Source organism: Pseudomonas peradeniyensis, from assembly GCF_014268935.2.
GTDB lineage: Bacteria > Pseudomonadota > Gammaproteobacteria > Pseudomonadales > Pseudomonadaceae > Aquipseudomonas > Aquipseudomonas peradeniyensis.
Window position 1 is genome coordinate 147285 of sequence record NZ_JABWRJ020000004.1, and the last position, 14178, is coordinate 161462.

Annotated in this window: 12 protein-coding genes and 1 riboswitch; of the genes, 4 read left to right on the top strand and 8 right to left on the bottom strand. The window is 66.2% G+C overall.

Annotated features, from left to right (window positions below):
- Positions 1-5 precede the first annotated feature (5 nt).
- From HU751_RS21005 to HU751_RS21015, 3 genes are read right to left on the bottom strand one after another with little or no spacing between them, the layout of a single operon-like run.
- Positions 6-929, bottom strand: a complete 924-nt coding sequence (locus HU751_RS21005; protein WP_186732284.1) for an ABC transporter substrate-binding protein — start codon at positions 927-929, stop codon at positions 6-8.
- Entirely contained in the window at positions 922-1650 is a 729-nt protein-coding gene (locus HU751_RS21010; RefSeq protein WP_189657270.1) for a (2Fe-2S) ferredoxin domain-containing protein, read from the bottom strand. Before HU751_RS21010 ends, HU751_RS21005 begins: the two co-directional genes overlap by 8 nt.
- 11 nt (positions 1651-1661) lie before the next feature.
- Positions 1662-3617 (bottom strand): TonB-dependent receptor plug domain-containing protein, encoded by a 1956-nt coding sequence (locus HU751_RS21015; protein ID WP_186732282.1) that lies wholly within the window; start codon positions 3615-3617, stop codon positions 1662-1664.
- 90 nt (positions 3618-3707) lie between these two features.
- A riboswitch (cobalamin riboswitch) is annotated at positions 3708-3911 on the bottom strand.
- A 142-nt stretch (positions 3912-4053) separates the two neighbouring features.
- Here HU751_RS21015 and HU751_RS21020 point away from each other — a divergent pair.
- The 3 genes from HU751_RS21020 (at position 4054) to HU751_RS21030 (ending at position 8128) form a co-directional block, all read left to right on the top strand.
- Positions 4054-4443: a DUF2946 family protein gene (locus tag HU751_RS21020; RefSeq protein WP_028689433.1), complete on the top strand. Its 390-nt coding sequence runs from the start codon at positions 4054-4056 to the stop codon at positions 4441-4443.
- Positions 4444-4514: 71 nt separating this feature from the next.
- A complete protein-coding gene (locus HU751_RS21025) occupies positions 4515-6668 on the top strand; it encodes a TonB-dependent receptor (protein ID WP_186732281.1) in 2154 nt (717 codons plus the stop codon).
- On the top strand, positions 6668-8128 hold the full coding sequence (locus tag HU751_RS21030; protein WP_186732373.1) for a PepSY domain-containing protein: 1461 nt from the start codon (positions 6668-6670) through the stop codon (positions 8126-8128). Before HU751_RS21025 ends, HU751_RS21030 begins: the two co-directional genes overlap by 1 nt.
- A gap of 123 nt (positions 8129-8251) precedes the next feature.
- On the opposite strand, the gene ykgO is transcribed toward HU751_RS21030, so the two are convergent.
- Positions 8252-8398, bottom strand: coding sequence for a type B 50S ribosomal protein L36 (ykgO, locus tag HU751_RS21035; RefSeq protein ID WP_023632134.1), 147 nt, complete (start codon positions 8396-8398; stop codon positions 8252-8254).
- A gap of 137 nt (positions 8399-8535) precedes the next feature.
- Here ykgO and HU751_RS21040 point away from each other — a divergent pair, with 137 nt between their 5' ends.
- Entirely contained in the window at positions 8536-10626 is a 2091-nt protein-coding gene (locus HU751_RS21040) for a TonB-dependent siderophore receptor (protein ID WP_186732280.1), read from the top strand.
- 7 nt (positions 10627-10633) lie between these two features.
- Here the strand turns inward: HU751_RS21040 and HU751_RS21045 are convergent, their stop codons facing one another.
- From HU751_RS21045 to HU751_RS21060, 4 genes are read right to left on the bottom strand one after another with little or no spacing between them, the layout of a single operon-like run.
- Positions 10634-11476: a metal ABC transporter permease gene (locus tag HU751_RS21045; protein WP_186732279.1), complete on the bottom strand. Its 843-nt coding sequence runs from the start codon at positions 11474-11476 to the stop codon at positions 10634-10636.
- A complete protein-coding gene (locus HU751_RS21050) occupies positions 11473-12333 on the bottom strand; it encodes a metal ABC transporter permease (protein ID WP_186732278.1) in 861 nt (286 codons plus the stop codon). Before HU751_RS21050 ends, HU751_RS21045 begins: the two co-directional genes overlap by 4 nt.
- Positions 12330-13211 (bottom strand): manganese/iron ABC transporter ATP-binding protein, encoded by an 882-nt coding sequence (locus HU751_RS21055; RefSeq protein WP_186732277.1) that lies wholly within the window; start codon positions 13209-13211, stop codon positions 12330-12332. Before HU751_RS21055 ends, HU751_RS21050 begins: the two co-directional genes overlap by 4 nt.
- Complete coding sequence (locus tag HU751_RS21060) at positions 13208-14131, bottom strand: metal ABC transporter substrate-binding protein (protein ID WP_186732276.1); 924 nt, start codon at positions 14129-14131, stop codon at positions 13208-13210. Before HU751_RS21060 ends, HU751_RS21055 begins: the two co-directional genes overlap by 4 nt.
- Positions 14132-14178: the final 47 nt, after the last annotated feature.

Below are 14178 nucleotides of genomic sequence, written 5' to 3' on the forward strand. Positions count from 1 at the left end.
GCCAGCTATGGGATAGCTATTTCCCTGAGCCGCTGCGCCAGTTCCAGGGCCACCCGCCCGCTGGCCGGCGTCGGCACCAACTCAGTGAACGGGATATCGAGCATGCGGTTCTCGCGCACTGCCCGCAGGCTCGAAAGCACCGGGTCGCGGGTCAGCAGCTGACGCTTGCGGCTGGCCGGCGACCACAGCGCGTCGGCCAGCAGGATCACATCGGGGTCGCTGCTCAGCAGCGCCTCGCGGTTGACCGTCACGCGGTACTGGTCGATCCCGCCGAACACATTGCGCGCTCCGGCGGCGGCCAGCAACGGCGTGACGAAACCCCGCCCACCTTCGCTGTCCAGCCCCCGGACCTCGCTGTCGAGGTAGAACACCGACAGCGGCTTGCCAGTGGGTGCGATCGCCCTGGCCCGCGCCAGGTCCGCCTCCATCGTCTCGATCAATGCCTGCGCCCTCGCCTGCCTGCCCAGCAGCTCGCCGAGGAGGGTCAGGTCACGCCGGACATGGGCGTAGTAATCCAGCGAATGACCGGCACAGGCCGATTCGAGCAGGTAGGTGGCGATCCCGTTGCCGGCCAGCCGGGTTCGCGAGCTGACCCCGTCGCCGAAGGCCGTGGCGAATCCGCCGACCACCAGGTCCGGCCTTTGCGCGTACAGCACCTCGCTGGCCGGATACTCCCGGGCGATCACCGGCACGCCCTGGTAGCGGCCCTGCTTGTAGGCGGCGCCGTTGTCGTCCAGGTAGGCCACCCCGACCATCGATGGCCCTGCGCCAAGGGCGAGCAGGAGGTCGGCCGCGTGCTGGTTGAGCGCCACGATACGCGCAGGCGTCGCCGCGGGGCGTTGCCAGTCCTGCCCGCAGTTGCGATAGCTGTCGGCCAGGACCGGTGTGCCACAGCACAGGGCCAGCGACAGCAGCCAGGCTTTACGCATCGCATGTCCCTCCCTTGATCAGCAATCTTTCGGCGATCCTTCCGCCCTGCAGATGCATTTCCACCAATTCCTCCACCTCCCGATCATCACGTACCCGATACCAGCAGCCGTCCGGGTGCACCGTCAGCACCGGCCCCAGGTTGCAGGGGAACTGGCACCCGGTGCGAGTCAGCAGCACGCCGCCCGGTGTCTCGATCAGGTCACGCTCCAGCAGCCGCCGGCGCAGGCGTTTCCACAAGGGCAAGGCACCGCGCCGCACGCAACGCGGGCCGGTACACAGGAACACCTGGCGGGCATGCTCGGGTACCCGCGACCAGTCCGGGTCGCTGGCCACCGCGTTGACCTGGTCGCATGGCAGGTGACGGGCATGCTCGCCGATGCTGGCGCAAGCCGCCCGAGCATCCAGCCCGCGCCGCCCCAGGGCCTGGGCCGTGACCCAGATACCGGCCCGGCCTTGCGCCAGGCGCCCCAGTTCATCGCGCAGCCAGTCGAGGTAGGCGCTGTCCGAGGTAGGTTCCAGGTCCACTACCAGCAAGCGCTCAACGCCCTGGTCAAGGGCCTCGCGGATAACCACCCACAACCCGTCGAAGCCCTCCAGGGTATCGACGATATCCCGGTCCGCCTCGCGGCCACGCAGGTCGCGGACTTCGGCGCCGAACGCTTCGGCCACTGAACCACCCGCCAAGCCCGGCCCCACGAACAACACGCGCTGATAGTCCATGCTCACGCCCCTCAGAAGGTGTAGGTGTACCGCAGTTCGCTGGTGAACGGCCGTCCGAGGTTGTCGACATTGCTCGCCCGGCTGGTGACATAGTCGCGGTCGAACAGGTTCTCCACCAGCAGGCTCAGCCGGTGCTGGCGGGCACCGTCCAGGTAGCGGTAGGCATCGGCGTCGACCACCGAGTAGTGGCCGTAGTCGACGCCCTTGGAGCTGACCACGTCGCGGATATAGCGAATCGCGCCTCCGGCACCCCACATGCGGTCCGCCGACTCGTAGCCGAGCCGCGAGCGGGCGAAGAAGCTCGGCACGTCGTTGATCGTCGCCCCGGTGCGCGACTCGGTGAGGTTGCGGGTCATATCGGCCTGCAGGCTCCATTGGTCGTCGAGCTGGATACGTGCATCAGCCTCGAAACCACGCATCTGCACCTGGCCCTGGCCGTTCACCCACTGGCTGCCGTCCAGGGTGATCAGGTCGGTGATCTTGCGCCGGAACACGGTGACGCTGGCGCTGAATTCACGTTCCAGCAGCAGGCCGTGGTAGTCCAGGCCAAGCTCGGCATTGCGGCTCTTCTCGGGCTTGAGGTCGCGGTTGCCGATCTCGTCGCCGGGCTCGTTGACGAACAGCTGTTCGGCGTTGGGCAGCTTGTAGGCGCTGCCGTACTGACCACGCAACTGCCAGTTGTCGTTCAGGTCGTACAGCGAGGTGAGCATGCCCACCGTGGCGCTGTCGCCGCCGCTCATCGCCTCGTGGCGCACGCCAAGGCTCGGGTGCCAGTTCGGCAGGGCTTCGATCCTGGGCCGCAGCTGGGCATACAGCGCATTGGCCTGGGCCTTGTTGTCGTCGATCACCAGCACGTCGTCCTGTCCCTTGAACCACTGGTTGTCGGAACCGAACACCAACACATGGCCGCCGTCGAGCTCAGCCTTGCCCTCGGCCTGCACGCCCCAGTCGGTGAAGCCCCAGTAGTCGTTGTGGTTGACCACGTTGCGGCTGCCATCGTCTCGGTTGTTGATGCGGGTGTAGCGGGTGTCCCAGTCGTTGACGTGGCCCTTGATGAAGTAGCTCAGGCGCTCGTCGAGGCGCTGTTCGAAGGTCGCCGTGGCGATCTGCTGCACGCGGTCGTTGGTGGTCTTGTAGTTGTTCACCGGCCGGGCGAAATCGAGGTTGGCGTCGGTGTACTGGTAGAACAGCTCCAGCCGCGCATCGTCACCGAAGGCCTGGATCGCCTTGCCGCCGAAAGTGGTCACCTCATAGCCGCGTTTCTTGTCGCTGACGTTGCCGCTGTAGTCGCGGTTGCGAAACGGTTGGTAGCCGTCGGAGACGTTATGACTGACATAGGCCAGCAGCCCCAGGTCGCCGAAACCATTGCTGAAGATCCGCTCGACGCGGGCGTCCTTGCTGCTGCCGACGAAGCTGTCCAGGCCCAGGTTGACCTCGCCCGAAGCCTCGCGGCTCTTTGGGCTTCGGGTGACGATATTGATCACCCCCGCCACCGCCTGGGTGCCGAACAACAGGCTCTGGCCGCCCTTGAGTACCTCGATGCGCTCCACCGCGTTGGCCGGCAGGGTGTCCAGGTACAGGCCGCCGTACAGGCGGTTGTTCAGGCGCACGCCGTCGAGCAGGATCAGTGTGTCGTCGTTGCGCCCGCCCAGCAGCGAGTAGGTGCCGTAGTCAAACGGGCCGTTCTTCGGCGCGACGTAGAAGCCGGGGATGAACATCTGCATCACCCGGGTGATGTCGGCACCGGGGCCGGCGCGCTCGATCTGCTCGCGGCTGACGGTCTCGACCTTGCTGCCGTACTGGGCCATGGCGGCGACCGTGGTCGACTCCACCGACGGCGCGGCGACGATCTGCTGGTCGAGGATCAAGGGGGGATTTTCAGCCAGCGCCAGGGGGCTGGCCAGAAAGCCCAGGAACAGGGTCCGGGCCTTGGGGGAACATCGTCGGGAGTGAATCACAGCAATCATGCTCTTCTCGAAAGTGACTTTCGCAGAAGCACGCAAGAGCACGGATCGCGCACACGCCAATACCGGCCCATGCCCGCCCACCGCAGGAGTTTGCCTACAACATTCCAGGCCGGTCTCCGGGCTCGCAAGACAAGATGCCTTCACCTTCCCATGACCTGCGGGCCACAGTGGTCTGTCGAAGGCATCACTTGCATACCGTTGCGGGGGCAGCACCGGACTGGCGCGAAGCGCGTACCGGTTTCCCGTTTCACCCCATGCGCGGCGGCATGGGACACCTGAAATCGGTCGGCATCTGAACACCTGGGGCCGAGAGGCGTCAAGCCAGCCAGTTGAATCGATTCGAATGTTTTTTATCGGCCAAGCACTCTAGGCAGATGTTTCAAACGCTGTAGAATCCGCACGCCGAACCTATTCTCATTCCCTTCGAGCTTTGCCGATGAAGCTGGCCCGCCACACACGATCGCAAGTCGCCTGGGTGCTGTATTTCAGCATCCTGTTCGGCTCGTTGCTGTGCGCCATGGGCCATGGACAGATGGCCGGCTTGCGCCTGGCCGGCCTGGATGACGCCGCCTGGTGCGCGGCCGACAGCAGCGGCGTGTTCAAGGGCGACCAGGACATCACCGACCCGGTGCTGCCTGCCGGCGGCGACTGCGTGATCGCCAGCCTGTTCAGCGCCACCCTGCTGGCGGTGTTCTTCGGCCTGCTGGCCCTGCTCGCCGGTGAGTCGAGCAAACCCTTACCCAGACAACCCGCGCCGCCCCTGCCCAAGCAGCGCTGGCCACTGGTCAATCCCCGCGCCTCCCCCGCCTCGCTTCTCGCGTTCTGACATCGCCACGCCCGAATACTGCCTGATCGGCAGCGGGCGTGCGCTCATCGATTTCAGCCAGGAAGCCTCGCATGTTCCGCATGACCACTTTGGCGCTGCTCGTTGGCAGCGCAACCTGCGCCTGGGCGCAGGATGACACCCTGACCCTGCCCGCCAGCAACGTCACGGCCACCGCCGACCAACCCAAAGAAGCCACCACCCTGGACCTCGACCGGCCTATCGAAAGCGGCTCGCGACTGAACCTCAGCGCCCGCGAAAACCCGGCCTCGGTCAGCGTCGCCGACCGCAAGACCATGGAGCGCATCGGCGCGCGCAACTTCCAGGACGCCGCCAACGCCCTGCCCGGGGTCAACGCCTCGGCACCGCCCGGCTGGGGCGGCTATGTGTCGTATCGCGGCTTCAACGGCGCCCAGGTCAGCCAGTTGTTCAACGGCATCAACCTGCAATACGGCGCCACGGCGCGCCCGGTTGGCGCATGGATCTACGACCGCGTCGAACTGCTCGGCGGCCCCTCGTCGTTCCTCAACGGCAGCGGCGCCGTCGGCGGCAGCCTGAACATGATCACCAAACTGGCGAGCCGCGACGAGGACACCTTCGAAGGCCGCGTCAGCTATGGCCGCTACGACTCGATGGAAACCTCGGTCGGCTTCAACAAGGCGCTCAACAGCGGCGACGGCCCGCGCCACTACGCGCGGCTCGACTACAGCCGCACCAGTACCAATGGCTACATCGACCGCCAGGAGAACGGTGCTGGCAACCTGACCTTCTCTCTGCTCAGCGACATCAACGAGCAGCTGTCGCACACCCTGGCCATCGAGTACCTGGAAGAAAAAGAGGACAGCCCGTACTGGGGCACGCCGGTGCTGCAGCCGGCGGTCGGCACCCTGCACATCGACAAGCACAATCGCTTCAACAACTACAACGTCGAGGACGGCCGCTACGAGCAGCGCACCCGTTGGCTGCGTTCGATCACCGACTACCGCATCGACGACAGCAACCAGCTGCGCAACACCTTCTACCACTACAACGGCCAGCGCGATTACCGCAACCTCGAGGTGTACCGCTACAACGCCGGCAACACCGCCATCAACCGCTCCGGCGGCTACCGTCAGAGCCACGACCAGGAAGTCAACGGCAACCGCGTCGAACTGACCCACCAGGGCCAGCTGTTCGGCCTGGCCAGCGACTGGGCGTTCGGCGTGGACTACAGTCGCAACCAGCAGACCACCTATCCGCTGTCCAAAGGTGCCTTCGACACCATCGACCCGAACGGTTTCCAGCCCGACCACTTCCTCGACATCCCCGGCATGGACGCGCCGCGCGCCAAGGGCCGCAGCACCACCACCGACACCACCGCGGGCTTCGTCGAGAACCGCACCCGCCTGACCGACCAGCTGGCGTTGATCACCGCGCTGCGCTACGACCATATCGACTTCGACGTGGTCGACCACGTGAGCCGGGCCAAGCTGGACCGGCGCTGGGACGCCTTCACCGGACGCTTGGGCCTGGTCTACGACCTGACGTCCAATGTCAGCCTGTATACCCAGTACAGCACCTCGGCCGAGCCGCCGGGAGGCTCGCTCACCGGCGCCTCGCTCAGCCAGGTCGGCGACTTCGACCTGAGCACCGGCCGCCAGGTGGAAGTGGGCAGCAAGTTCGACTTTCTCGACGGGCGCGGCTCGGCCACTGCGGCGGCCTATCGCATCGTGCGCAAGAACATCTCGGTGCCCTCCTCGACCGTGCCCAACACCACCGAGCAGGCGGGCCAGCAGACCTCCACCGGCATCGAGCTGGCGGCCTCGTTCAAGGTCACGCCCAAGCTGCTGGCGGCAGGCAACTTCAGCTGGGTCAACGCTGAGTACGACGAATTCAACGAGACCATCGGCGGCGTGGTGTACTCGCGCAAGGGCAAGAACCCGGTCAACATCCCCGACCGGGTCGCCAACCTGTGGCTGACCTACGACCTGGCGCCGGGCTGGCAGGTCGGCGCCGACGCCCGCTATGTGTCGTCAGTTTACGCCAACACCGCCAACACCGCCTGGGTGCCGTCCTACACCGTCTACGGGCTGTCCATGACCCACGACCTGGACAAGCACGTGCAAGTCAGCGCCCGCCTGCGCAACCTCACCGACGAGGTCTACGCCCGCTTCATCCACCAGACCAACACCCAGTACTACCTGGGTGAGCCGCGCAGCCTGGAAGTCGCTGTGCAGTGGCGCTACTGATGGGGCTCAAGCGCCAGCTGTACCTGTGGCACCGCTGGCTGGGCATCGTCGCCTGCCTGTTCATGGCGCTGTGGTTTGTTTCCGGGGTGGTCATGCTGTATGTCGGCTACCCCAAACTGACCCCGGCTGAGCGCCTGGCCCACCTGCCGGCACTGCCGGCGGGGTGCTGCGCCGAGTTGCCAGCACAATGGGCGCAACAGCCGTTGAAGGCGATGCGCCTGACCAGCCTGGGCGGGCGGGCGCACTACCTGCTGGAACTGGCCGACGGCCGCCGCGTCACCCTCGACGCCGCCAGCGGCGAGCCACTGATTCATGCGGACGCCGCCTGGGCCCTGGCCAATGCCCGGCAGTACGCCGGTGACGCGGCGTTGGCCTACCAGGGCACGGTGGACGAGGACATGTGGACCCACTCCCGGGCCCTGGACGGCGACCGGCCCTTGCACCGGGTGCGGGTGGACGATGCCGCCGGCACCTGGCTGTACCTGTCCGGGCGCAGCGGTGAAGTGGTGCGCGACGCCACCGCACAGGAACGTACATGGAACTGGGTCGGTGCCTGGCTGCACTGGCTCTATCCCTTACGCGGTGGATTCGGCTTCGACAACGGTTGGCGCACGCTGGTGATCGGCCTGTCCGTGCTCGGCACGCTGATGGCGATCCTGGGCATGGCGGTGGGCATCCTCCGCCTGCGGCTGCGCACGCGCTATCGCAGCGGTTCGCGCAGCCCCTACCCCGGCGGCTGGCTGCGCTGGCACCACATCGGCGGGCTGCTGTTCGGCGGCGTGCTGGTGTTGTGGGTGTTCAGCGGCCTGATGTCGATGCGCCCCTGGGGCCTGACCGACAGCCGTTCGCAGATCGCCCTGCAACCCGGCCCGCTGCGCGCCGTCGACCTCAAGCTGCCGGTCGCCACCGCGTTGGCGAGGTTGCGCGAGGAGGCAGGTTTCAACACCGTCGAGTTGCAGTGGCAGCGCTTGGCCAACGTCACCTACCTGGTGGCACGTAATGCCAATGGCGACAGTCGCATCCTCGAAGACGGCGCGCCACCGGCCCGGGCATTTGCCCGACAGCGGTTGCTGGCGGCCGCGCAGGCCATGGCCCCGGGCATTGCAGTACAAGACGACTGGCAGACCGCCTACGATTTCCACTACTTCGCCCGCGACCCGCAGAGCATGTACGGTTTCCAGTCCCGCCCATTGCCCGTGCTGCGCCTGCGCTTCGATGATCCGGCCGGCACCTGGGCCTATCTGGACCCGGCCAGCGGCATTCTGGTGGCCAGCCACGACCGGACGCAACGCACCGGGCGCTGGTTGTTCAACCTGCTGCACAGCTGGGACTGGCAGCCGCTGCTGACACGGCCGCTGTTGCGTGAAGGGCTGATCATCGCACTTAGTGCCGGTGGACTGGTGATTGCCCTCAGTGGCGTGGTGCTGGGCTGGCGGCGCTTGCGCAGGACGCTCCGGTAGCTTCGCTGGGGCTGCTACGCAGCCCATCGCCGGCAAACCGGCTCCCACAGGACTGCGCGATACCTGTGGGAGCGGGCTTGCCCGCGAAGGGCCGCAAAGCGGCCCCTTTCGCTTACCTTACGGCTACCCCCGCTTCTTCTTCACCCCGCCCTGCCTGGCCTTGAACCGCGGGTTGGACTTGCAGATCACATAGATCCGGCCACGACGCTTGACCACCTGGCAATCACGATGACGGCGCTTGGCCTGCTTGAGTGAGGACAGTACTTGCATGGGAACCTCCAGTTACGTAATAACATAACAATAACGCGAATCATTTCCATCTGGCAATCACTCCTCGAACCGCATCTCACTGTGGCGTCAGAGGATGCGTTAATGTTACGTTATTACATATTATTTGGAGAACCCTCGTGACCCCTCGCGCACCGCTTCTGGCCGGCCTCACCCTGGGCCTGTTCGGCCAACCCCTCTCGGCAGCCCAACCCCTGCTGCTGGAGGAAACCTCGATCACCGACGCCTACCTCGAAGAACGCGCCGACGGCCCGGTGCAAGGCTATCGCGCCACCCGCTCGGCCACCGCCACCCGTACCGACAGCGATATCCGCGACACCCCGCAGAGCATCCAGGTGGTGCCCGCCCAGGTAATCAAGGACCTCAACAGCACCCGCATCGACCGCGCCCTGGACTTTGCCGGTGGCGTGTCGCGGCAGAACAACTTTGGCGGCCTGACCTTCCTCAACTACAGCGTGCGCGGCTTCACCACCGGCGAGCTGTACAAGAACGGTTTTGCCATCAACCGCGGCAGCTACAGCTCCCCGGACACCTCCAGCATCGAGCGCATCGAAGTGCTCAAGGGCCCGGCCGCCAGCCTCTATGGCCGTGGCGACCCTGGCGGTCTGGTCAATATCGTCAGCAAGCGCCCCCAGGCCGAGACCTTCAGCACCCTCAACCTGAGCGCGGGCAGCTGGGACCGCTACCGCACCGCCCTGGATGCCAACTCGCCCCTGGACAGCGAAGGCAACCTGCTGGGCCGGATCAACCTGGCGGTCGAGGACAACGGCAGCTTCCGTGACCATGTCGGCAGCGAGCGCCGTATCGTCAGCCCATCCCTGAGCTGGCAGCTGTCGCCCGATACCCGGCTGATGATCGACACCGAGTTCTCCCGCACCGAGTCGGTGTTCGACCGTGGCATCCCGGCGGTCAATGGTGAGATGGGCTCGGTCAAGCGCTCGACTTTCCTCGGCGAGCCCAACGACGGCAAGATCCGCAACGACAACCAGACCCTCGATGTGGCGCTGGAACATTTTCTCAACGACAGCTGGAAACTGCGCCTGGCCAACCACTACACCCAGGGCACGCTCAAGGGCAACAGCTCCGAGCCCCAGGCCCTGGTCGGCACGACGATCACCCGCTTCTACCGCGAGCGTGACTTCGAGTGGAACGACAACATCACCCAGGCCGAGCTGCACGGTCAGTTCGAGCTGGGCGGCTGGCAGCACCAGGCCCTGGTCGGGCTTGAATACGAAAACTACCGCAACAGCCAGAAGTACCCGCAAAGCGCGACATCGGCAGGTTATGGCCTGGACATCTACAACCCGGTGTACGGCAAGCCCAAGCCGGCGCTTACACGGGCCAACGATTTCTTCGAACGCACCGAAAGCCATGCCCTCAACCTGCAGGACCAGATCGCCTTCACCGAGCACCTGCGCGGCCTGCTCGGTGTGCGTCTGGAGCGCATCGAACAGACTGCGCAGAACCGCTCCACCGGGGTCAGCAACAGCCAGGCGAAGGATGTCGCCACGCCGCGCGTAGGGCTGCTGTATCAACTGACCCCGCAGGTGGGCGTGTTCGCCAACGCCTCGACCTCGTTCAAGCCCAACACTATCGGCACCCAAGGACAGGTGTACAAACCCGAGAAAGGCATCGGCTACGAGACCGGGCTCAAGCTCGACCTGCTCGACAGCCGCCTGGGCGCGACCATCGCGCTGTTCCATATCGACAAGGAGAACGTCATCACCACCGACGCACTCGGCGAAAGCGTGGCGGCCGGCAAGGCACGCAGCCAGGGCCTGGACCTGCAGTTCAGTGGCCAGCTGACCGACGCCGTGCGGGTGATCGGTGCCTATGCCTACATCGATGCCGAGGTCACCAAGGGCGACGCCGCCCTGCCCAAGGGCAGCGACCTGCTGGGCATCGCCCGCAACAGCGGCAGTGTGATGGGCGTGTACGAGTTCCAGGACGGTGCCCTGCGCGGCTCGGACGTCGGCGCGGCGTTCAACTATGTCGGCGAGCGCTCCGGCCAGGCCGGCAGCCACTTCACCCTGGATGCCTACAGCACGGTCGACCTGCTGGCGCACTACAAGGCCAGCGAACAGGTCACCGTGGGGCTGAACCTCAACAACCTGTTCGACCGCAAGTACTACGAACGCTCGTACAACAGTTCGTGGGTGCTGCCGGGCGAGCCACGCAACTTCAGCGTAAGCCTGACCCTCAGTCTCTGAGGGCTGTTCACGTCGCCATGGGCGACCCGAACCTGCGCCCAAGCGCCTGGCAGACCAGCACCAGCACAAACACCCCGGCAAAGGCCATGACGATGGTCGGCGCCGGGGCGCTGTCGAGGTAGAACGAGCCGTACACGCCCACGAACGAACAGCCGATGGCGACCAGCAACGCCAGCCACAACATGTGCCGGAACTGCCGCGTCAGCAACGCGGCGATGGCCCCCGGGGCAATCAGCAAGGCAATCGCCAGGATCACCCCCGAGGCCTTCAGCGCCCCGACCACCGCCAACGAGATCAGGCACAGCAGGCCATAGTGCAGCCAGCCGCTGCGCAGGCCCACCGCATGAGCCTGCACCGCATCAAAGGTATGCAGCATCAGGTCCTTCCACTTGGTGGCGATGACCAGCGCGGTGAGCAGGGCGATGCCCGCGCACAGCCACAGGTCCTGGGGGCCCGCGCCGAGGATGTCGCCGAACAGGATATGGTCCAGGTGCACATCGGACTGGATCTTCAGGTACAGCACCAACCCCAGGCCGAACATGCCCGAATAGACGATGCCCATCACCGTGTCCTGCTTGATGCGGCTGTTCTCCTTGAGGTACCCCGTGGCCATCGCGCAGAACATGCCGGCCAGGAACGCCCCGATGGCGTAGGGAATCTGCACGATGTAGGCGATCACCACGCCGGGGAACACCGCGTGGGCGATGGCGTCGCCCAGCAGCGCCCAGCCCTTGAGCACCAGGAAGCACGACAGCAGCGCCATGGGGATGGCGATCAGCACTGCGATGGCCATGGCGTTGACCATGAAGTCGAAGCGCAAGGGTTCCAGCAGCAGGTCGGTCACGGTCATGGCTGCACCTCCAGTGCCTGGCGCCGACGACGGCGCGCGGCCAGCAGCCCATGCTTGCGGGCGAAGACGAACACCAGCAGGAAGATCAGCGTCTGCAGCACGACGATCACGCCGCCGGTGGCACCGTCGAGGTAGTAGCTCAGGTAGGTGCCGGTCAGGCTGGTCAGGGCGCCAATGGCGACGGCGATGACCAGCAACCGGGGAAAGCGGTCGCTGAGCAGGTAGGCCGTGGCGCCGGGGGTGATGACCATGCAGATCACCAGGAACGCCCCCACCGTCTGCAGCGCGGCCACGGTCGAGGCCGACAGCAAGGCGAAGAACAGCAGCTTGAGTGCGTCCGGGCGAATGCCGACTGCGCGGGCCTGCTGCTCGTCGAAGAAGGTCAGCATCAGGTCGCGCCACTTGGCCAGCAGAACCGCCAGGGTGACCAGGCCGATGATCGCCAGCTGCAGGGTGTCGCCCGGGGTGATCGCCAGGATGTTGCCGAGGACGATGGTCTGGATGTTCACCGAGGTCGGCGACAGCGAGACCATGAACAGGCCCAGGCCGAAGAACGAGGTGAAGATCATGCCGATCACCACATCTTCCTTGAGCCGCGTGCGCCGCTGCAGGAACAGCAGCGCCGCCGAGGCCAGCCCGCCGGCGAAGAACGCGCCGAGGGAAAACGGCAGGCCGATCATGTAGGCGCCGGCCACCCCCGGCACGATGGCGTGGGACAGCGCATCGCCGATCAATGACCAGCCCTTGAGCATCAGGTAGCAGGACAGGAACGCGCAGACCCCGCCGACCAAGGTCGAGACCCACAGGGCATTGCGCATGTAGCCGTAGGCAAATGGCTCGAGCAGCAGTTCGATCATGCGTCGGCCTCGCTGTCGCTGCCCGGCTCGCGGCGCGCCGGCAGGCCGTTGCGCAGGATCAGCGGCCGCTCGTCGTCGCTGAACACGCTGACCGGCGGTTGCTGCGACGGATCGCCCGGCAGCAGGGCGAAGTGGCGCAGCACCCCGCCGAAGGCGCGTTCGAGGTTGTCGCGGGTGTAGACCTCGTCGGTCGGCCCGTGGGCCAGCACGGTGCGCTTGATCAGCACCACCCGGTCGCAGAACTCCGGCACCGAACCGAGGTTGTGGGTCGACACCAGCATGATCCGCCCTTCGCCACGCAGCTCGCGCAGCAGCTGGATGATCTGGTCCTCGGTCTTCACATCAACCCCGGTGAACGGCTCGTCGAGCAGAATCACCCGGCTGTCCTGGGCCAGGGCGCGGGCGAGGAACACGCGCTTGCGCTGGCCGCCGGACAATTCGCCGATCTGCCGCTTGCGCAACGCCTGCATGTCGACCCGGCACAGCGCCGCGTCCACCGCCTCGTGATCGGCGCGTCGGGGGATGCGCAACGGGCCCATGTGCCCGTAGCGCCCCATCATCACCACGTCCTCGACCAGTACCGGGAAGTCCCAGTCCACTTCCTCGGCCTGGGGCACGTAGGCCGTGCACTTGCGCCGCAGGGCGCGCTCGGCCGGCAGGCCCAGCACGCTGATGCGCCCGGCGGCCAAACGCACCAGGCCCATGATGGCCTTGAACAGGGTCGACTTGCCCGAGCCGTTGATGCCCACCAGCGCGGTGATCGAGCCCATCGGCAGTTCGAAGCTGGCGTCGTGCAGCGCGGTATGGCCGTTGCGGTAGGTCACGGTGGCGCCCTGGACGACGATGCCGCTCTCCAGGGCCTGGTTGTGCTGGTTCATCGGCTGCCTGCCTCGCCCAGGCCCTGGACGATGGTGTCGGTGGTTACCCGCAGCAGGTCGAGGTAGGTCGGCACCGGCCCGTCCTGGGCGCTCAGGGAGTCGACGTAGAGCACGCCGCCATAGTGCGCGCCGGTTTCCCGGGCCACCTGGCGGGCCGGCTTGTCGGACACCGTGCTTTCACTGAACACCGCCGGGATATGATGCGCCCTGACCGCGTCGATGACCGTGCGCACCTGGTTCGGCGTGCCCTGCTGGTCGGCGTTGATCGGCCACAGGTACAGCTCCTTCAGGCCGAAGTCGCGGGCCAGGTAGGAGAACGCGCCTTCGCTGCTGACCAGCCAGCGCCTGTCGGCGGGAATCTGCTCGAGACGGACGCGCAGCGGCGCGATGGTCGCCTCGATACGCGCCTTGTAGGCCTCGGCATTGCGTTGGTAGGCCTGGGCGTTGGCCGGGTCGTGGCGTACCAGGGCGTCGCGGATGTTGTCGACGTAGACCAGGGCGTTGCGTGGCGACATCCACGCGTGCGGATTGGGCTTGCCGCTGTACGGGCCGGCGACGATACCCATCGGCTCGATGCCGTCGGACACCACCACGCCCGGCACCTGTTGCAGGCGCTGGAAGAACTTCTCGAACCACAGCTCCAGGTTCAGGCCATTCCACAGGATCAGCTGCGCCCCCTGGGCGCGGCGCAGATCGCCGGGGGTCGGCGAGTAATTGTGGATCTCGGCGCCGGGCTTGGTGATCGACTCGACCACGGCGGCATCACCCGCCACGTTGCGGGCCATGTCGGCAATGATGGTGAAGGTGGTGACCACCTTGAACTTTTCCGCCGCGCCCACGGGCAGCGCCAGCAGCAAGGTGGCGAACAGTGCGCCTGCCAGGCGCCAGGGGCGGGATTGGGACCTGCTTCTATCGAACATCCGTCACTTCCACTTCGAGTCGGAGGAAACGGCTAAGGCACGGAACG